The organism is Anaerococcus sp. Marseille-P9784, assembly GCF_902500265.1.
Classification (GTDB): domain Bacteria; phylum Bacillota; class Clostridia; order Tissierellales; family Peptoniphilaceae; genus Anaerococcus.
Genome location: NZ_CABVOZ010000002.1, coordinates 166,147 through 184,136 on the forward strand (window position 1 = coordinate 166,147; position 17,990 = coordinate 184,136).

20 protein-coding genes, 1 tRNA gene and 6 pseudogenes are annotated in these 17,990 nt (G+C 30.8%); all 27 read right to left on the reverse strand.

Annotated elements, in window-relative coordinates:
* Positions 1-3: 3 nt before the first annotated feature.
* A complete protein-coding gene (locus GAN53_RS04545; RefSeq protein ID WP_151409785.1) occupies positions 4-192 on the reverse strand; it encodes a hypothetical protein in 189 nt (62 codons plus the stop codon).
* Positions 185-577 carry a hypothetical protein gene (locus GAN53_RS04550; protein ID WP_151409786.1) on the reverse strand — a complete coding sequence of 131 codons (393 nt, stop codon included), beginning with the start codon at positions 575-577 and terminating at the stop codon, positions 185-187. The genes GAN53_RS04545 and GAN53_RS04550 overlap by 8 nt, the downstream gene beginning before the upstream one ends.
* Before the next feature lie 422 nt (positions 578-999).
* On the reverse strand, positions 1,000-1,206 hold the full coding sequence (locus GAN53_RS04555; RefSeq protein ID WP_151409787.1) for a hypothetical protein: 207 nt from the start codon (positions 1,204-1,206) through the stop codon (positions 1,000-1,002).
* A 155-nt stretch (positions 1,207-1,361) separates the two neighbouring features.
* Positions 1,362-1,595 carry a DUF1871 domain-containing protein gene (locus GAN53_RS04560; RefSeq protein ID WP_151409788.1) on the reverse strand — a complete coding sequence of 78 codons (234 nt, stop codon included), beginning with the start codon at positions 1,593-1,595 and terminating at the stop codon, positions 1,362-1,364.
* A 193-nt stretch (positions 1,596-1,788) separates the two neighbouring features.
* A complete protein-coding gene (locus GAN53_RS04565; RefSeq protein WP_151409789.1) occupies positions 1,789-2,055 on the reverse strand; it encodes a type II toxin-antitoxin system RelE family toxin in 267 nt (88 codons plus the stop codon).
* Positions 2,045-2,272, reverse strand: coding sequence for a type II toxin-antitoxin system RelB family antitoxin (gene relB / locus GAN53_RS04570; protein WP_151409790.1), 228 nt, complete (start codon positions 2,270-2,272; stop codon positions 2,045-2,047). Before relB ends, GAN53_RS04565 begins: the two co-directional genes overlap by 11 nt.
* A 99-nt stretch (positions 2,273-2,371) precedes the next feature.
* On the reverse strand, positions 2,372-2,557 hold the full coding sequence (locus tag GAN53_RS04575; RefSeq protein ID WP_151409791.1) for a hypothetical protein: 186 nt from the start codon (positions 2,555-2,557) through the stop codon (positions 2,372-2,374).
* 349 nt (positions 2,558-2,906) lie between these two features.
* Positions 2,907-2,993 (reverse strand) — tRNA-Leu (locus GAN53_RS04580).
* 34 nt (positions 2,994-3,027) lie between these two features.
* On the reverse strand, positions 3,028-3,585 hold the full coding sequence (locus GAN53_RS04585) for a phosphatase PAP2 family protein (protein ID WP_225791818.1): 558 nt from the start codon (positions 3,583-3,585) through the stop codon (positions 3,028-3,030).
* Complete coding sequence (locus GAN53_RS04590) at positions 3,585-4,895, reverse strand: CapA family protein (protein WP_151409792.1); 1,311 nt, start codon at positions 4,893-4,895, stop codon at positions 3,585-3,587. Before GAN53_RS04590 ends, GAN53_RS04585 begins: the two co-directional genes overlap by 1 nt.
* Before the next feature lie 76 nt (positions 4,896-4,971).
* The gene (locus tag GAN53_RS04595) at positions 4,972-5,556 is read right to left on the reverse strand and encodes a DUF3841 domain-containing protein (RefSeq protein ID WP_151409793.1); all 585 of its coding nucleotides are present in this window, start codon (positions 5,554-5,556) and stop codon (positions 4,972-4,974) included.
* A gap of 97 nt (positions 5,557-5,653) precedes the next feature.
* Positions 5,654-6,101 (reverse strand): annotated as a pseudogene (gene metG, locus GAN53_RS04600) (methionine--tRNA ligase subunit beta); the annotation flags it as partial.
* Positions 6,101-6,379: pseudogene (locus GAN53_RS04605) on the reverse strand (MobA/MobL family protein); the annotation flags it as partial. The pseudogenes GAN53_RS04605 and metG (GAN53_RS04600), both read right to left, overlap by 1 nt.
* 465 nt (positions 6,380-6,844) lie before the next feature.
* Positions 6,845-7,134 (reverse strand): annotated as a pseudogene (locus GAN53_RS04610) (DUF3847 domain-containing protein).
* A 65-nt stretch (positions 7,135-7,199) separates the two neighbouring features.
* Positions 7,200-8,120 carry a toll/interleukin-1 receptor domain-containing protein gene (locus tag GAN53_RS04615; RefSeq protein ID WP_151409794.1) on the reverse strand — a complete coding sequence of 307 codons (921 nt, stop codon included), beginning with the start codon at positions 8,118-8,120 and terminating at the stop codon, positions 7,200-7,202.
* Between the two features lie 11 nt (positions 8,121-8,131).
* A complete protein-coding gene (locus tag GAN53_RS04620) occupies positions 8,132-8,329 on the reverse strand; it encodes a hypothetical protein (protein ID WP_225791819.1) in 198 nt (65 codons plus the stop codon).
* Between the two features lie 30 nt (positions 8,330-8,359).
* The gene (locus GAN53_RS09735) at positions 8,360-8,509 is read right to left on the reverse strand and encodes a hypothetical protein (RefSeq protein ID WP_192574090.1); all 150 of its coding nucleotides are present in this window, start codon (positions 8,507-8,509) and stop codon (positions 8,360-8,362) included.
* Positions 8,510-8,650: 141 nt separating this feature from the next.
* A complete protein-coding gene (locus GAN53_RS04625; protein ID WP_157884933.1) occupies positions 8,651-9,133 on the reverse strand; it encodes a Csac_0668 family 2Fe-2S cluster-binding (seleno)protein in 483 nt (160 codons plus the stop codon).
* A 449-nt stretch (positions 9,134-9,582) separates the two neighbouring features.
* Positions 9,583-10,059: pseudogene (metG, locus tag GAN53_RS04635) on the reverse strand (methionine--tRNA ligase subunit beta); the annotation flags it as partial.
* A gap of 144 nt (positions 10,060-10,203) precedes the next feature.
* A pseudogene (locus GAN53_RS04640) lies at positions 10,204-11,438 on the reverse strand (tyrosine-type recombinase/integrase).
* A gap of 79 nt (positions 11,439-11,517) precedes the next feature.
* Positions 11,518-11,727 (reverse strand): excisionase, encoded by a 210-nt coding sequence (locus GAN53_RS04645; protein WP_151409795.1) that lies wholly within the window; start codon positions 11,725-11,727, stop codon positions 11,518-11,520.
* A 420-nt stretch (positions 11,728-12,147) separates the two neighbouring features.
* A pseudogene (locus GAN53_RS04650) lies at positions 12,148-12,556 on the reverse strand (sigma-70 family RNA polymerase sigma factor).
* Between the two features lie 653 nt (positions 12,557-13,209).
* Entirely contained in the window at positions 13,210-14,412 is a 1,203-nt protein-coding gene (locus GAN53_RS04655; protein ID WP_151409796.1) for an ABC transporter permease, read from the reverse strand.
* Positions 14,412-14,837, reverse strand: coding sequence for an FMN-binding protein (locus tag GAN53_RS04660; RefSeq protein ID WP_151409797.1), 426 nt, complete (start codon positions 14,835-14,837; stop codon positions 14,412-14,414). Before GAN53_RS04660 ends, GAN53_RS04655 begins: the two co-directional genes overlap by 1 nt.
* Complete coding sequence (locus GAN53_RS04665; RefSeq protein ID WP_151409798.1) at positions 14,834-15,553, reverse strand: ABC transporter ATP-binding protein; 720 nt, start codon at positions 15,551-15,553, stop codon at positions 14,834-14,836. Before GAN53_RS04665 ends, GAN53_RS04660 begins: the two co-directional genes overlap by 4 nt.
* Positions 15,554-15,564: 11 nt before the next feature.
* Positions 15,565-16,713, reverse strand: a complete 1,149-nt coding sequence (locus tag GAN53_RS04670; protein WP_151409799.1) for an ABC transporter permease — start codon at positions 16,711-16,713, stop codon at positions 15,565-15,567.
* Positions 16,703-17,986 (reverse strand): ABC transporter permease, encoded by a 1,284-nt coding sequence (locus GAN53_RS04675; RefSeq protein ID WP_151409800.1) that lies wholly within the window; start codon positions 17,984-17,986, stop codon positions 16,703-16,705. The genes GAN53_RS04670 and GAN53_RS04675 overlap by 11 nt, the downstream gene beginning before the upstream one ends.
* Positions 17,987-17,990 lie beyond the last annotated feature (4 nt).

The following is a 17,990-nucleotide window of genomic DNA, read 5'->3' on the forward strand; positions in this document are numbered from 1 at the left end:
GTGCTAGTTGTGCTTATCTTTATTTTTTATTTTTTCATTTAGCCTTTCAAGTTTCGCTTCCCATTCTTCATTTTCTTTCTTTTGCTTTTCGGTTAACTCAAAATGTCCCGTCACCTCAGCTTTAAATGGAGCAGTAAATCGACTTGTTAGTAACTCTTGTTTTTCTTCTTCGCTCAATTCTCTCTTAGTCATTTGTTTTCTCCTCCAACCTAATATGACTGACACCTGCTATATTTTTCTTATCTACTACTAAAAATTCAGCATTACTCTGATACAAAACTTCTTCTTCATCGAGTCCTATACTTGATATATCTTTACCCTTTTTTGAGTTATTTATATAAATTCTAACATTAGCCATATCATTATATGAATTCGCCTTTGTAGTAGATGTATAAGCTTTATAATTAACAGTATTACCGACTTTATGAGCATTTAAAAACTCATTCATACTAATTTTATCAAAGAAAAACAAATCTCTAGTTAAATCACCCTCATAGTCAGGCATTTTCTTTAAGGCATTATCGATATTATTTACCAGTTCTTTTTCCTTGTTACTAAGCTTTGAATTGTTATACATATTTTACACCATCTTATTTATTTGAAAATATAGCCATAGATGGTATACTAACAATAACTAGAGATACTTTCCACCTTCCACCTTCCGCATTTGTGGGGGAGTGAGTAAGTATCTCTATTTTTCTACATATTCTTTTATAACTTTTTTATTTTGTACTATTTATTTTTTCATTTTATGATATATTTTAAATTACAACAAAGCACTTACGTGACCCCCTTAAAAGGATTTTCCTTTTGGTTGAGCCATGTGCTTTGTTTGTTTATATGTTTTTAAAATTTTATTTTTCTCTATCGAAAAATTGTATTATGTATTCTATATGCTTAGATGCAAAAATATAATCTATCTATTTTTCTATATTTTATTGTTAATTTCATATTTTATCTACTAAAAAAGCACATCTAACATTATATAGCTAGTTGTGCTTATTCTAATATTTCTATTTCTATATTTTTAATACTTGATACTGGAATCATATCTGGTCCTTGTTTAGTTCTGATGAAAAACATATCATCTTCTTCACCAATATCTTCTCCGATCTCTAGACCATTTCCAGATGCTAATATTTCTTGATCGTCATATAATTCAATTTTTATTCTTCTAGCATTTTCCGCTTTTTTCCAATCAATCAAAATCATCGCCTCTTATCGGTATAATATGTGTCCCTCTTTTACTTTAATAAATTCTTATTTTGCTGGTAGAATTTTCATTAATAATATCCTACAATTTTACCTACGTCGACTTCTTCAAAGTGTTTAATGCTAAGGAAAAATCACTTTTACAAGTGCTAGTGTGCTGAATTCAGTATTTTCTTAACTATTTTTAAAAAATCTTTCTTTTCTTCTACAAAAATTATATCTACATCAAAAATTTGTTCTAAATACTTTGTCAATCTATCTATGCTTTGATTCGTTTTGACATAAATATTAATTTTACTAATTTCATCCTTATATTCATCTTTTGGAGCAAAAGGTAACAACAAGTACAGATCCCAATCATTTATTATTTTCTCTATATCCATCTTAGTCATTCTCCAAACATTATTTTTAACATCTTTTTATAATATTCTTTCAAATTTTCAAATCCTATATATTTTTTCATTTTCTAAAATCTTTAAAATCTCTTAACTATGACATAAGCTTACGGGATGCTTTTCTAAAAGTTTATTTAATTAATTTTTACACAAAAAGAGAGTCTATACTCTCTTATTTAAACTATTTATAGATATTTTTTCTATGGCCTACATCAATAGCCAAAACTATTAGCTCATCATCTCTTATGTCACAAATAACTCTATAAGCACCGATCCTATATCTCCAAAGTCCTTTATTTTGACCAACAAGAGCCTTGCCAATACTTCTAGGATTTTCAAGACCATCAAGCTTTGCCTTCATTTCTCTAGTCAGCATAAGAGCTAAATGCTTATCCATCTTTTTAATCTTTTTGCTTACATCATCAGAAATCAAAAGTTTATAAGTCATTTTCAAGTTCCGATATCAAATCATCAACAGAATAAGTCTTTGGATTTTCTCTAAAATTTTCTAAAGCCTTTATCCCAGTTTCATAATCAAGTTCATCTTCAATTTGTTCAGCCAAAGCTGACTTGAAAAGCTCAGATAAATTTTTACCAGTATGCTTGGCATAAGTTCTAAAAAGCCTATTCTCTTCTTCATTTAATCTAAGTGATACAACGCTCATAAAATCCTCCAATCTTATGTTTACATTGTACTACAATTATAAATACTAAGCAATATCTACAGAAAAAGACAAGCCTTTAACAACTTGTCCTTTATAAAACTATAGATTTTCTCGCCTAAGCTTGATCCATTCTTCCACTTCTTTCAAATCCTCTTCGTTTGCCCAATCTCTGATATAAATTTTTGTACTGGATTTATATCTCGACCTTTTAATAACTTCAGGATTCTTAGCATTCCATTTCTTACTAGCTCTAATTTGGGCTTTGCTTGTCTTTTTATCTTCCATCTTACTTTTTATTATTTCTATAAGCCATAATAGAAATTATTAAAGCAATCATAGAAATAATCAACGCAATAATTCTTGTCACCATTTAAAATCTAAATGAATTTAATATAATAATAGTAACCCCAATAAGGGCGAGGATAATTTTTTATCCTCTTTTTTACTAGCCTTATAACTGATTATAGCAGCTACTAAACTGATAATCGCCGTTATAAGGCTTATTTTTTTTCAATTAATTCTATATATATAATTTTTTATTGAAAATGAACTACAAAAATATAAGCCAGTTATCGATATATTGCCCACAGACAAAAAAATAAACGTTGATTAATCAACGTTTTCTTTAAAATATTGGTGCCGGTGGTGGGACTCGAACCCACACGCCCAGATGGACAACAGATTTTGAGTCTGTCTCGTCTGCCAATTCCAACACACCGGCTTAATAGTTACCTATTAATTATACCACATATTTTTTACTTGTAAAAAGATAAATTTAATTTTTTTAACTTACCTTCAAAATAAAATTTCATTGTAAAAGTAGATATTAGAAATCCTATTATTAGTCCGCTGATTACATCGCTTGGAAAATGCACATAGAGATATAATCGACTAAAGGCCATAAGGATTGCAAGTGTTAGGGGAAGATATTTAATTAGTTTTGTTTTTCCCATAAAAAATGTTATTGATGCAAAACTTGCTGCAAAGGAAGAATGGCCAGATGGAAATGATCCGTCTGATAATGGCGGAATTAGTAATTTGAAATTATTTACTAGCTCGTAGGGTCTTGTCCTGTCCACAATATTTTTTACCAGCAAATTTACTATTATCAAATTTGCCAAAAATGCCACCATGATTAATTTTGCGGTGGTTTTGTATTCTTTTGTTCCAAGCATTATTATTATAAATCCTATCCATATTATTCCAACATTTCCAAGGCTTGAAATATTTATCATCAAGCCATCTAAAAATGGATTTCTTAGATTTTGTATTGCATCTAGAATTTTTAATTCAAATGTTGTAAATAATCCCACTAGTTAATCACTCCTTGGCTTAGACTTTCATTTGTCATATCAAAGGCTTGTTTGATTCTAGCTCTTTGAATTTCGTTTACTTGATCATATTTTGCTCCACCTTCAAGATATTCGCTTGCCAAATATGTTTGGACACTTCCACCGTAGTCATTGTAAGTAAGCCCTGTCCATAGAGGATTCGCTTCGATCTTTTCAATACTTGTCCTATCTTCAGTGAAATTTTTGGCTAAGGTTATATCATAGCTTACAGATTGTTCTGATCTTATATTTCCTGTTACTTCTTGAAGTTGATAGCTTATTACATTTCCCAAAGCGTAGGCTATAAAAGCAGTTCTGCCATCTAAAGTTTCGATTTTTTCAAAAGGTTGGATTACGTGAGGGTGATTGCCGATAATCAAATCTGCTCCCCATTCAGCCATATCTCTTGCTAATTTTATTTGATCTTCTGTCGGTTGATTTTGATATTCTATGCCCCAATGAGGATAGACAACGACAAAATCAGCTCCCTTATCCTTGGCTTCTTCAATGTCTGCTCTTATTTTTTCTGGATGCAAATAATTTAATTCTTCAACTTCTTCTCTAGGGATAAATAGGTTTTCTATGCCGTTTGTTCCGTAAGTATAGGATAAAAATCCAATTTTTATTCCATTTATTTCTTTCATTAATAATTTTTCGGATTCATCTCTCATTGATCCAACATGATCTAGACCACAATTTTCAATAGCTTCGATAGTTGTAGTAATCCCCTCGATGCCAGAATCTAGGGAATGATTATTTGCTGTTGTTACAATATCAAAACCTGCATCTGCAATGGCTTTTAGATAAGCTTCTGGTGTGTTAAATCTAGGATGACCTGCATAGGCAAGGTTTGGATTGGTGGTTGTTTCGTAATTTGCAATTGAAATATCGCTGTCGCTTACATAATCCTTGATTAAGGCGAAGGAATCTGAATAATCATAAGTTCCAGCCCCTTTGTTGAAAGCGTATTGATTTTGGATAGTATTTGCCATTATATCTCCAAAAACTTTTATCCTAACTTTTGCTATCTTGCTTTCCTTTTTTTCCGCAATTTGGTCATCTTTTTTATCTTCTATTTTTTCTTCTTTTTCTTCTTTTTTATTTTCTTTTTTGGATAATTTTTCTTCCTTAGCTTTTTCTTCTGCCAAAGTTTTCTCGTATTGATCTATATTTTCAATCAAATCAACAGTTCTTGTTGTTTCTTCTTCGGTATTTTCTCTTTTTTCGCTTTTACAAGAAGTTAAAAACGCAAAAACTAAGAATAAGTAAATAATTTTTTTAAAATTTCTCATCGTTTCCTCTAATTTCTAATATTCTATAATTTAACTTTACTAAGATAAAAAATAAGGTCAAATAAATTTAATAATATTAGATTTTTTCTCCAGGTTTTATAATTCTAAGAACCCAGTCTTTTTTGATATGCCAAATATTTGCTTGAACTACAAAGTCTGACCAATTATCTAATTGAAAAATCCTATCCCAAGAATTTCTTATTTTTTCTTCGATTTCTGGATACATTCCCTTATATTTGCCATCTATGAAGTTATATTCGTCATTTACTCCCAGAGCATCAATTTCCTTGTGGTAATTTATCCTATCTTCTTCATCTTTTGGAATATAAATATTATTTAAAACATAGTCCCATTTGCCTCCGTCAAAGTAAATGACTTCACTTTTTGGAACTTCTATTTCATAGACGACCTCTTTTTCTATTGGTCTAAGGCAATTTCTTTTGCTAATAGAACACCAAATCGGATACTCGCTTCCCTCAGGTCTTGGGACGATTTTTTCTGCCATTTTTACAAAAAGTCTGTATTTTTCCATAAAATATGGTGCAATATCTAGCATATGAAGCCTTACATATATTTCTTTATTAGTAATTCTACCCTTGTTTTTTAGCTCATAAAGAGAATTTTCATGCTGCCTTGTGTATAAAATTACCTTATCATTCATAAATACTCCTCTTAATATTGATACCCTTTATGGCTTTCATAAAAAAGTATTTATAAAAAAACAAACCCATTTTCATGAGTTTGTTTTTAGCAATTTTCTAATATAATTTTGCACCCGCAGGGATATTTTTATCAAGCATTATTAAATCAAGCTTTTCTTTTCCATCATATTCACAAATTGCAGATATGATCATGCCCTCAGAGTCAATGCCCATCATTTTTCTTGGTGGAAGGTTTGTTATGGCAAGTAGTGTTTTGCCTATCAATGACTCTGCTGAGTAATATTCCTTGATTCCTGAAAGAATAACTCTTTCTTTTTCAGAACCATCATCTAATGTAAATTTCAATAGTTTTTTTGACTTTGGAACTTCTTCGCAGTTCTTAACTTTTACAACTCTAAAATCAGACTTTGAGAATGTATCAAAATCAACCATATCTTCAAATAATGGTTCAACTTTTATTTTTGAAAAGTCGATTTTTTCTGTCGTAAGTTTCTTTTGACGAATCCATATTTTCTGCCTTTTCTAAGCCTATTGGCTTCATTGTAAAGATATGATGAAGTTTCTTGCAAGTTGGGCATTAGAATTTTTCTCAAATAGTTCTACCGAGTTCCACAAGGTTTTTCGGTCTTTATATTCTTCTGGTGCGTGATCTGGTAAATATATTTCTTTGCTTATTACTCCTTGCTTTTTGGTGTAGTCATGGGTTACACCGTCCCATTCATTTTTTATTTTTTCTCCACTTATATATGCTGCACTTGCTACTGCACTTTTGCCTTTTCCTCTTGATATTATGTTTACTGAAAAATGAAAACTGTCTGCCATTTTTATCACTTCCTTTCTTTCTTTGTTGTTTTAGGTGGAGGCTTAATAAATTTTTTATATCCACTTTGTGAATGAGCGTTTTGAAATACCCTTTGCCTAATCATTTAATCCACTCGCAAGCTCGTGGTGAATGATTGGCAGGGGCAGACCCTGATAGAATTAAAAAAGCCGACTACTGAATTAATTTTTGTTGTTTCAGTATGTCGGCTTAATTGTTTTGTTCATTTCAAATTTTAAAAGTCAAGGGCGAGCCTTAGCGAGTTTATTTACCCTTGACTTTCAATACCCTCGCCTAATTATCTCTACAACTCAAATAAATTTTCGTTGGAGATAATTGGCTGGGGCAGACCCAAAGCGAATGGTTGTTGGTCTCTGCAAGGGTTTGGCTCCGCATGACGCAAGCATCCTTTAGGGTGTATAATTGCGCCCTTAGAAACTAAGAGAGATTTGATTATTATATTTTCCCTAATTTTCTCTTATTATTTTTAGTGTTTCTTTAAATTCTTTTGTCTTTGTTGGTTTTCTAGTAGGATTTTTATTTCTTCATCTGTTAGTTCTTCTGCATTTTCTATAAGGCTTTCTAAGATTGCTCCTCTTGTTATGAGCTTATGAGTTCTTTCTTTTCTTCTTTTTACTATGTCTTGTTTTAATATCTTCTTTTCTTGATTTTTTAGTTGCCTTAATCTTTCTTATGTATCATCAATTTTGTCTTTTATTTCTTTTGACTCTTGTCTTATTTGTTCTAATTTTTTCATATAAAACTCCTTTCTTGTATTAAAAAAGAGATAACATTTCTGCTATCCCTTTCAAAGTGTCACAATTAAAATTTTAAGTCTTTTGAAATATCTTCTATATTTCTATAATGATTTTCTATTTCTTCTTGCTTCTTTCTTTTTAATTGTTCTTCTCTTCTTCTATATTGTTTTTCTTCTTCATTTGTTTTTTCTACACACAAGATTAAGGTATCTCTATGATATTGTTTTACCTCTTCGATTGTTGTTCCATCTAAAATGATTTTATCAGATTCAACTCTAGCTATTCCAGGTCTATGCATTGATGTAAAACTTGGTGGGTAATTCCAATTTCTTAAAAACAATTCAGACCATGTGCTAGTTGGTTTGCTAGATAATCTAAAATGGATTCTATACAAAGCAGAACCTCTTGTTCCATCATTTTTTGGCAAGGTAACTTCATTTGTTATAATGTCCACTATTTTTATATCCTCTCCCTCAATTGTTATTGGTTCATATTCATCAACATAATATGGTCTTATACCTACTTTAGGTTTCTTTTTAACTTTAAATATTGATGCAATAAGATCCTTATATGAATCTTCATTAAATGGATTACCTCTTAAATCTATTGCAAGTTTTCCATCTAGGTAAGTAGGCAAAGCTGAATTAAAATCTCCTTGTCTAATGACTGGAATAAACTTCCTATCATTGTGATTATTGTAGAGTTCCGCAGATATTATATGACTTTCATAACCTACACCTTTTTCTCTATTATTAGCTTTCCTTTTATACTCTTCAGTGCAAATTATAATTACATAATCACTATCTCTTATCGAGCTTTCCATAAATTTTGGAAGTCTATCCCCTGGACTTACATCATAACTATCTATTATGGCTTCAATACCATCTACTAACAATTTATCTGCTAGAGATTTAACCCAATCAGAGTGTTCTTTGCTTTCCCACGAATATGATATAAATACTTTTGGAATATTGTTTTCTATCATTTAACACCTCATTAAAATAAATCTTCTAGCCTTTTCCAGTTTTCATTATTCATTTCTTTTGTGTAGTTTGTATTGTTAATATAAAGTCTTGTATCTTTATCTCTAACAAACCCCCAATTTATTTTACGCCTATATGCGTAATCCTTAAAAGCATAGAATTTATTTTCGATTTGCTCATCAATATTTTCCAGCTGACCTTTCTTTACCATATCCTTAAGTTTCCTTGAATTAGTTTTTCTTTATTCAGTAATATAATCTGCTAGTTGTTGGCTTTTTTCATCGGCATCTTCTATAATCTTTTTCATGGCTTTTAAAATAGCCTTTGCTGAATACTGAGCCACTTTTATCTCAATATTTATAGCCTTATTATTAACTTCATCATTTACCATAAAGGTGACCTCCTTTCCGGGGAAAATAAAAAAGCGGCCCAGACTTTTACATCTGAACCGTTAAAATTTTAATTCTATAGTTTTTTATTATTTTTAATTTTATTACTGTTGTGACGTACTTTATAAATTATGTTTCGCAAACTATTGTTTGCTTTTTAATGCCTTATTGATGGTTTCTTGAATAAAAGGACTACAGCATTTTCCCAAAGGATTGTTAATTTCGCACTTTCCATTTTTCATTGCCCCTGTAAGTCTAATAATATCTTTAATATTCTTTGCACCATCATCTAAAACAGCGTTTATAATTTGTTGCTCTGTAACTTGGTTGCAATAGCATATATATTTGGGATTTGCATCCTTTTTAAACCATATAGGAACTTTTACATCTTCCTTATAAAAAACTCTTTCATTGTTTAAGTTATAATACACGACATCACAATCTTCATTCATACATAAATAGTAAGTTTCTTCATCTACAACCTTTCCCATAAGGTTTTCTGATACCATATGCTTTACAGTTATATTCTTAACCTTTTCTCCTATTTTGTGACATTTGGGGCAATTCGCTTTTTCTTCCACTGTACCAGTGGTTTTTTGTATTGAACCTCAGCAAGATTGATTTATCTTATTTTCTTGACTCACTTTATTTCCTCCTGTCTAAATAAATATTATTTCTATAGTTAATCAGGATATCTAATACCTCTTTCAATGGATCTACAGGTTGCAGCTCTTTTTTAGTCTTCTTTGTTCATTTTTCTTTCTACCAATAAGTGCCATAATGGATATAAGAAATTACTATATTATTACCCCTTATCCGTTTTATTGTTAAGATATATTATATCATAAATAGGTTTATAAGTCACTTTAGCCTATTTTATACTTGTGCTTTCGTTAGTATTTATTGAGATAGTCCTGGTTTTTTATTTGTCCCACTTGGAACTGCTCCAAATCGCAAGACAAATATTCATTTACTAGTTTTACTTTAAATTCTTTTGTGTATTTTGGCATACAAAAACCCCTCCATCCGTATTCTGGATTTTGGGGTTCAGGTTATTTCATAATTAGCGTATTCTTTAATATAATTTTGATCCTGCTGGAATATTATCATCCAACATTATTAAGTTAAGTTTTTCCTCTCCGTCGTACTCACAAATTGCAGATATAATCATACCTTCTGAGTCGATTCCCATCATCTTACGTGGAGGAAGATTACAAATCGCAAGTAGTGTCTTTCCAATTAAGCTCTCTGCACTGTAATATTCCTTAATACCAGATAAAATAACTCTTTCTTTTTCAGAACCATCATCTAATGTAAATTTCAATAGTTTTTTTGACTTTGGAACTTCTTCGCAATTTTTAACTTTTATAACTCTAAAATCAGATTTTGAGAATGTATCAAAATCAACCATATCTTCAAATAATGGTTCAACTTTGATTTTTGAAAGATCTAGATTTATTGATTTCCCACTTTCTTGATTTGTATTTTCATTAGAATCTTGACCAGAATTTTCAGTTTTTTCTTTGCCAACTGGCTTCATTGTTGGGAAAATCCCCTCTACCTTAGATAATTGTCTAAATCTCTATAAAAGTCTATTTTTTGGTACTTCTACATTTACGACAATTTGCTAACTCTCTATAAGTGCCCATAGATTTCTAGCAAATTGTCGTAAATTTGTCGTAAGCTGTCGTAAATTCTAAAATATAAATTTCATTGCTTTTTCAAATTCCCCCATCTGTTCTATCTTAAAATCTTCTGTTGCATCTACATATATATCCATTGTTGTACTAATATCAGAATGACCTAGAATAGACTGCATTGCTTTTGTATTTATATTTTGTTCATTAAGCCTTGTAGCAAAGGTGTGTCTAAAAATGTGATTGCTTAAATGTGGAACTAATAGAATATCATTAGAGTTCGATTTATTTTATCCATTATACTTAAATTGCAATCTCTAACAATTCTTCTTGAAGCTTTATTAAGTGTTCCATTATTGTGAACCTTTCCGAATCTATTTAAAAATACAAAGTCTTTAAATCCATCGATTGAATCACAACATTCGATTCCAAAAGTCTTTTGTAACTCTCTTTCCATAAGAAAAGCATCTTTTACTTTTTGAACCATAGGAATACTTCGCTTACCTGATGCTGTCTTCGGTGTATTAATAGCATATCTATTGTTTAATCCTTTACCTTTACTATAATATACCAAAGTCCTATTTACATTTATAAGACCATTATCAAAATCTAGATCGTCCCATTGCAATCCTGTAACTTCTCCAACTCTCATACCTGTCCAAAGCATAACAATGAATATTGGATACCATTTTTTATATTCATCACTATTAGATAAATATTCTTCAAATAGCATCTGTTCTTCTATTGTCATGGCTTTTTTCTTCGGAGATTCATTTCGATAAGCTACTTTCAGTTCCTTTAAAGCATTATCAGACGGATTAAACCTTATATATTCGTCATCCACTGCTAATTCTAAAACCTTATGTAAGACAGTATGAACACAATCTATGGTAGAAACCATCAATCCTTGATCTTCCTTTAATCTGTTATAAAAACTTCTAACATCAGATCTTTTAATATCAGATAGTTTAATGCAACCAAAAGTCGGTTCGACAAATTGTTGATACATATAGATGTAATTTTTAAAGGTATTATCTTGTAAACCTCTTTTTACCTTTGTCCATAGCTTAAAAGTATCATTTACAGATAAGCTACTTCCTTCATTGTTGATTCCATCTATAGTATTGCGTAAAATATCTAATTCCTTTTCTCTTAATTCTTTTAGAGTTTTCGCATAGATAGATTTTCTACGACCTATTTTGTCTTGCCACTTAAATTCATAAGTGCCATTTGACCTTTGATATTCACCGTCTTTTAAAACACCCTCTTTACTATCTTTGCATCTTCTTACCATAAAAATTCACCTTTTTTGATAAAAGAACACGCTATAATTATTATGCCACATTATGCGTGCTCTTTATTCAATTTCATCTCTAAATAGAAAATTGTCTATTTAAATACTCTTCCATTAACTTTTTCTTAATAAGACGTTTACTTCCATTAAATAATACAGATTTGCAATCATCTTCATCAGTTAATTGTCTAACTTTATCTTGACCAATATTGAAATATTCAGATGCTTCTTTTAATGTTAGAAATGCTTTTTCACAAATACGAACTCCTTTTATATTTTCATTAATCATAAATCCTCCAAATAGTATTTTAAAAATATTAATTTTAAAGTTTTTTGACATTGACAAGTGCCTTGGATTAGCAACATAGGAATCTCACCTCCGCCTCTATTCCGGATGAGCCGGCTTCAACCTTAGAAGTATCATTATCCTCATTTTCTTCATAGCGGATAGGGTATCCCTCCCTATATTCAAACTCTTACTTATCGCTCCATTTCTTCTTCCCTTTTTTTGCTTAGCAGTACTTATTTTGCCGAATTATTCAGCAGAAAGATCTTGGCGGCTAGGTTATTACGCTCCAAAAATGATTAATGTCTTGTCTTGGTCTATTTAATTGTTATGGTTCAAATATTGTTTTGTTTTAAAAATAGAAAGAGGACAAAACTCCCCTCACTTTATAAAGGAAAATTTGCCCTCTTTGGTAACCAGAAACTATCTTTCTTCTTTAAATTTCTTTAGTTTTTCTAAAATCTTATCTCGCCTTTTTATTAAAGCAGGATGTGATATATTTTGAGTCTTTGCTACTGCACGAAGTGTCTCATCTTTGAAATATAATCTTTCAATGATTTCCCGTTCATCCTTATTTAACTTTGACATAGCATTTCTTAGTGCTTCAATCATCATTTGTGTAGCTACAACTTTTTCTACATCAATATTTTTATCTTCTAAATTATCTTCAAAATTCCCATCATGATTTAGGGACGAAAAAAGAGCAAGTGGTTTTTTTGTCCACCTGCTCTAAATATTTTTCATGTTCTCTTTCTTGCCAGTAGACTTTGTATATCTGCTCGCTTACTTTGATTTTTTGCCCACCGACATAAAGGTAATATTCTTTTTCCATTTATGATTCCTCCATTCTTTTTTTGTCTTTTTTTAGACAAAAAAAGGAGGACTCCTGCACTCGGGCATATTTAGTCCTCGGAAATGAAAGAAACTCATTCTAGTGTTAATAATATTTAATTTTTCATCAGAATTATATTGATGATAACCATAGTAAATTATAGAAAAAGGAATATTTACTTAGATCCATTATTGTTATTTTCATAAGTAAGTCCTTCCTTTTTTTCTGAATTGATAAAGATCTTATTCTCACTAGATAATTTTCACATAGTGATAATAAATCCGAAACTAAGTTTTTATCTTTTAAAGTATAGTATAGCTTAAATAAATTTTTAAATCTGCTAACTTTTGTGCATATTTTTATAAACGATTACTGTTTTGCATCATTTGTAAATGTGATGGGTATAGTTATAAAAATATTTATAATAAAGAAATAAAATATACCGAGCTTTGCAAAAAGTATCAAAAATTATAAACTACGATTTTAATTATTTTTTAGAATAAAGAAATAATTTTCAAAATCGTATTTATAAAAGAATAGAAAAAGAAAAAGTAGAGTTAATAGTATTAACAGGAAAGTCTAAGTATTTATCTTTAAATGAAAAGAGAGACTCGAGTTAACAAGTCTCCCCAAAATTTGACAAAGAGCCTATTTTAATCATTATCTCTTTGCATCAATAATAATTCTACTTTATTTATTTTATTAATAGCAATAATTGAAGATATTGGTCCTAACAAGGTTCCCAAAATTATTACTATTATTAACATTAAAATCATAAGGAATATATTCGGTCTTAAAAAAGGCATATTCAAAAGTGATGAAAATACATTATTGAAAGTTATACTTAAAACAAAGGAAAGCACAGAACCTATGACTGCACCTGTACCATTAATTAGCATAGATTCAATAAGAACTACTTCACTGAGTTTTTTCTTTGTTGCTCCTAATATCCTTATGGTTGCAAATTCTCTTTTCCTTTCCTTAACTGATAAGGTATTTACAAGACTTAAAATAAAGAAGGCTAGTATCCAAATCAAAGCTATCAATATATACACATATACAAGCATGTTTTTTGCTGAATCTGAAACTTGTGTCATTATTTTTCTTGGCAATAAAGGATACACTTTTTCTTTTTTAAATTCTTCTTTAATAAGTTTTTGAATCGTTTTTGGATCTTTGTTTTTTTCAACTTTTACTAAAATAGAAGATATATCATCTTTTTTTGCCACCGGATGATTAATTATCTTTTCATATTCCTTGGCTAATCTATGAGTTTCTTCTATTGTCATAAAAACTGAATTATCAAAACCCATGCCAGTTTTTGCAAGCCTACCTCTTATATCAAATTCTTGATTAAAAAATTTAACCTTATGATTAATATCCCCCACAATGTTAGCACCTACAACAACTTGCCCAGCTTTAATTGGAGTTTTAATCTGTTTTTCAAGCCAAGGTTTAACGCTAAAGTCATCAGAAAAGTCAATTCCTATAACTTGAATGGGAAAAGAACAGCATCCAGCAGAAAGTGTAGATAGATAAACTTGGCCACAAGCTTTTTCTATGCCCGGTATTTTTTTTACTCTACTTAATATGTCCTTGTCAAAAAAAAATGTATTAGGTTCTCCCCTTAATATTGCACCTGTAATTTTGGAATCATAACCTTCTGGAACTACTATAATGTCTGCTCCCATCCTATCTGATAAAGATTTCATGCCATTTTTAAGAGAAAAAATTATAAATGATGACATGAATAAAATAAAAGTTAAAATTCCTACAAGAAAAATCAAGGTAATTGATCTTGTCTTCTTATTTTCTATATTTTTTTTTGCTAAATTAATTGTGTATAAATCTTTCATTATTTTGCACTATCAAGAGCATTATTGCAAGCTTCTATAAATTGCTTGTAGGTTTCTGTTGCCCCCGTAATAACATCCACTCCCTCAGGATTTCCTTTTTCCACTAATCTATCTGGGTATGACTTTGCAAGATTTATAGCTTGTTGGGCTATCTTATATAGTCCTTCATTTTGGCTTTGACCGTAAGATTCATCCTTTTCTTTTCCATCTCCATCAATGTTTTGCATTGTGCAAGATTCAATCTTATTGTCTTTAACACTTATATCCACCTTTACAAGTCCGCCTCTTTCATCTTTGGCAGATTCTCCATGATATGTTCCGTCCTTATAGCTTACACTTGGAGCTTCTTCTTTTTTATCTCCTCCACAAGCAACTAGGACAAGCCCCAAAGAAAAAATTATTAATACATTTAAAATTTTTCTCATATAAACTCCTTAAGTTTATCATCTTTTTTTACAGAATCAATAACTGGTCTTTTTCTTTTCATTTTCTCTTCTTTTGAAATTTTACCATGTTCAAGAGTTATCATTCTTTCAGATTCTTCACCGACTTCAGGGTCGTGAGTTACAACAATAATTGTTGATCCTGCATTATGAAGTTTTTCAAATATGTCAAGAACTATATATTCATTCTTTTCATCCAAATTTCCTGTGGGTTCATCGGCTAAAAGTATTGTAGGATGATTAATAAGAGCTCTAGCAATACACACTCTTTGTTGTTCCCCACCTGATAATTGGTTGGGTAAGTGCTTGGCTCTATCAGCAAGACCTACTGCAGCCAAAGCTTCCATTGCTTCTTGTGCATCTGGCATAGAATGATAATATTGTGACATCATTACATTTTCCAAAGCACTTAAATAATTAACTAAATGAAATTGTTGGAAAATAAGTCCTATCTTATCCCTTCTAATAACTGTTAGTTCCTTAGGTGATTTTTTTGCTATATCTTCACCATCCAAAATAACTTCGCCAAGTGAAGGTTTATCCATGGCACCAATAATATTCATCATTGTTGTTTTACCAGAACCTGATGGACCCATTATAGAAATCCATTCGCCCTTTTCTACAGTTAAATTGATTTTGTCAAGGGCTTTAAGTTCACCATAAATTTTTGAAACGTCTACGAGTTTTAATATATCCATAAAATTCCTTTCTATTCTCCACGAAGCACTAAAGCTGGATCAATATCAACAGTTTTAGATACTGGTATTAAAGATGCAACTATAGTTATTACTATACAGACAATAATTGTAATAGGTACTAAAAGAGGCAAGAAACTTACCTTTCTAGCAAATACCGAAATACTTACTCTATTGGCAAATACATATCCTAATGCAACACCTAAAAGTCCACCAAAAACCCCCAAAAATACTCCTTCACCTAAAAAGTCAACGATTACTGACGAATTTGTTGCGCCCAAAGCTTTCTTAAGACCTATTTCTTTACGCCTTTCAGTTACAACTGCCATCATTGTTGTGGATACACATATCATCATTATGAATAATACTATTATCGTTACAATGAAGACAAGAGCTTGTAATTTATTCAAAACTATATCTTGTGAGGCGGTAACTCTTTTTACCATTTGTGGAGTTAGAGATCCATCCTTTTGTGAAATATTTGATACTATTTTTGAAAGTTCATTTTGTTCAGCTTCTACTGAATATTCTACGACATCAAAATTTTTGTCTTTAACAAGCTGTGAAATATCATCAATACCCATAAAAATAAGTTCTTCTTCTTTACCACCTGTTGTTACAACTCCTGAAACAACAAAATTAGTATCTATAGAACCTTCTCCATTAACTTTGGGAGTATTTATAATAATTTTATCTCCCTCTTTTAATTCCAAAGCCTTTGAAACTTCATTACCTATTAAAACTTCTCTAGGTTTTTCAGGCCATGAACCATCAATAAGCCAGTATGGAGAATTTTCTTTCGCTCCCTTTAAATCTGTACCTGCAAGCATATAAGGTTGTTCATTAATTTTTGCATTTGTATAAATATAGGGTGCCTGACCGACAAGCTTTCCTGATGGAATTAACGATTTAATTTCATCTAACTGTTCATTGGTAATTTTTTTATCAGGGTTAGTGGGAATTACCAACATATTTGCACCATAAGACCTAAACTCCTTACCCATTTGTCTAGGAATATCATAGTAAATAGTAACAAGTCCTGAAATAATTATTGCTCCCATAGCTATAGCAAGTAGTGCTGATAACATTCTTGCACGTCTCCTTGCCAAGGAAGTCATTATCATTTTTAAGTAAAATTTATTTTTACTTTGTTTATCTGCCATGTAGTACCTCCGTTGGATTTAAATTCAAAAGGTATCTTATAGCTGGTATTGAACCCAATATTGTAACAAGAATAATAAGTATTGCTACAATAGGAACTACCATAGCTGTTGGAGCTATTGCTGAACCAAAAACTGTTAGACCAATAATCTGAGTAAGTAGCAGACCAACACCGTAACCTATAACTGTTCCAAATATCGCTGTCAAAATTATTTCCACAAGAATTGTGCAAATTATCCTTCCATTTGACGCCCCTATAGCTTTTTGAAGTCCAATTTCATTAGATCTTTCCATTACAGATGCTGTAATAAGATTAGAAATGCCAAAGCCTGAACCAATCAAAGTTAATACTGTAATTAAAACCATAAGAAGAGTAGTCTTATTTAAAATATCTCCTTCACTTTCTGCAACTTGGCGAATTGGCTTAGCTACAGAATCAGTCATTACTTCTGTTATTTGATAACAAATAGCAGAAACATAAGCTGTACAATACCATACTTCCCATTCCTTAATAGTTAAAGATAGTGGGTTTTTGGCAGCCTTTCTTGCTAAGTCATTGTCTGGTGTAGTAAGAGCTGATACTTCAACTTTATTTACAACTCCAGTAACTCCAGCAAATTCTTGTGCTGTTTTTAAAGTAGAATATATAAATGCATCTTCATCAGAACCTGATGAGAAAATACCCTTAACTTTTAATTTTTTGTCTAAATTATTGCTTTTTAGTTGGATTTCATCACCAACTTTAAATCCATTTCTGTCTGCAAAAATCTTTCCAAGCATAACTGAATCGCTATCATTTTCTGATAACCACTCGCCTTGAACTTCCCACCAGTTTTTAAGTCTAATCATACCAGTATCAACTGATTCTCCAGTAGGCAAATCCATATGATTATTAAACCATGTTCCTACCATCTTAGTATGTTTAGAATCATTATTACAAGAAACCCAAGTGTTAAGATATGGCGTATAGTCTACAATATTGTAAGCCCAAAAAATAGTTTTAATGTTAGGAAGTTCTGATTCCTTTAAATATTTTTGAACCTGCCCCTCTTTTTCTTGCATGCCATACAAATCATCAAGAAGGGAAGCTTCCTTTGGCAATACATTAATATTTGCTCCATAGGTCTTTAATTCTTGATTAACTTTATCTCCAACACCGAGCATGGTATTTAACATTGAAGTGGCAAGAGAAGCTCCAAGGGCAACTGTAAATGCAATAAGAGCCATCTTTCCCTTTTGTCTAAAAAGCGCTCCTTTAACTATTCTCCAAAACATAAGC

Bases quoted from the DNA above. Each gene is read 5' to 3' on its own strand.
- GAN53_RS04545 (WP_151409785.1), bottom strand. From the start codon at position 192: ATGACTAAGAGAGAATTGAGCGAAGAAGAAAAACAAGAGTTACTAACA.
- GAN53_RS04560 (WP_151409788.1), bottom strand. From the start codon at position 1,595: ATGGATATAGAGAAAATAATAAATGATTGGGATCTGTACTTGTTGTTA.
- GAN53_RS04615 (WP_151409794.1), bottom strand. From the start codon at position 8,120: ATGATAGAAAACAATATTCCAAAAGTATTTATATCATATTCGTGGGAA.
- GAN53_RS04655 (WP_151409796.1), bottom strand. From the start codon at position 14,412: ATGAAAGATTTATACACAATTAATTTAGCAAAAAAAAATATAGAAAAT.
- GAN53_RS04590 (WP_151409792.1), bottom strand. From the start codon at position 4,895: ATGAGAAATTTTAAAAAAATTATTTACTTATTCTTAGTTTTTGCGTTT.
- GAN53_RS04670 (WP_151409799.1), bottom strand. From the start codon at position 16,713: ATGGCAGATAAACAAAGTAAAAATAAATTTTACTTAAAAATGATAATG.
- GAN53_RS04595 (WP_151409793.1), bottom strand. From the start codon at position 5,556: ATGAATGATAAGGTAATTTTATACACAAGGCAGCATGAAAATTCTCTT.
- GAN53_RS04550 (WP_151409786.1), bottom strand. From the start codon at position 577: ATGTATAACAATTCAAAGCTTAGTAACAAGGAAAAAGAACTGGTAAAT.
- GAN53_RS04665 (WP_151409798.1), bottom strand. From the start codon at position 15,553: ATGGATATATTAAAACTCGTAGACGTTTCAAAAATTTATGGTGAACTT.
- GAN53_RS04675 (WP_151409800.1), bottom strand. From the start codon at position 17,986: ATGTTTTGGAGAATAGTTAAAGGAGCGCTTTTTAGACAAAAGGGAAAG.
- GAN53_RS04575 (WP_151409791.1), bottom strand. From the start codon at position 2,557: ATGGAAGATAAAAAGACAAGCAAAGCCCAAATTAGAGCTAGTAAGAAA.
- relB (WP_151409790.1), bottom strand. From the start codon at position 2,272: ATGAGCGTTGTATCACTTAGATTAAATGAAGAAGAGAATAGGCTTTTT.
- GAN53_RS04620 (WP_225791819.1), bottom strand. From the start codon at position 8,329: ATGGTAAAGAAAGGTCAGCTGGAAAATATTGATGAGCAAATCGAAAAT.
- GAN53_RS04660 (WP_151409797.1), bottom strand. From the start codon at position 14,837: ATGAGAAAAATTTTAAATGTATTAATAATTTTTTCTTTGGGGCTTGTC.
- GAN53_RS04645 (WP_151409795.1), bottom strand. From the start codon at position 11,727: ATGATTAATGAAAATATAAAAGGAGTTCGTATTTGTGAAAAAGCATTT.
- GAN53_RS09735 (WP_192574090.1), bottom strand. From the start codon at position 8,509: ATGGTAAATGATGAAGTTAATAATAAGGCTATAAATATTGAGATAAAA.
- GAN53_RS04565 (WP_151409789.1), bottom strand. From the start codon at position 2,055: ATGACTTATAAACTTTTGATTTCTGATGATGTAAGCAAAAAGATTAAA.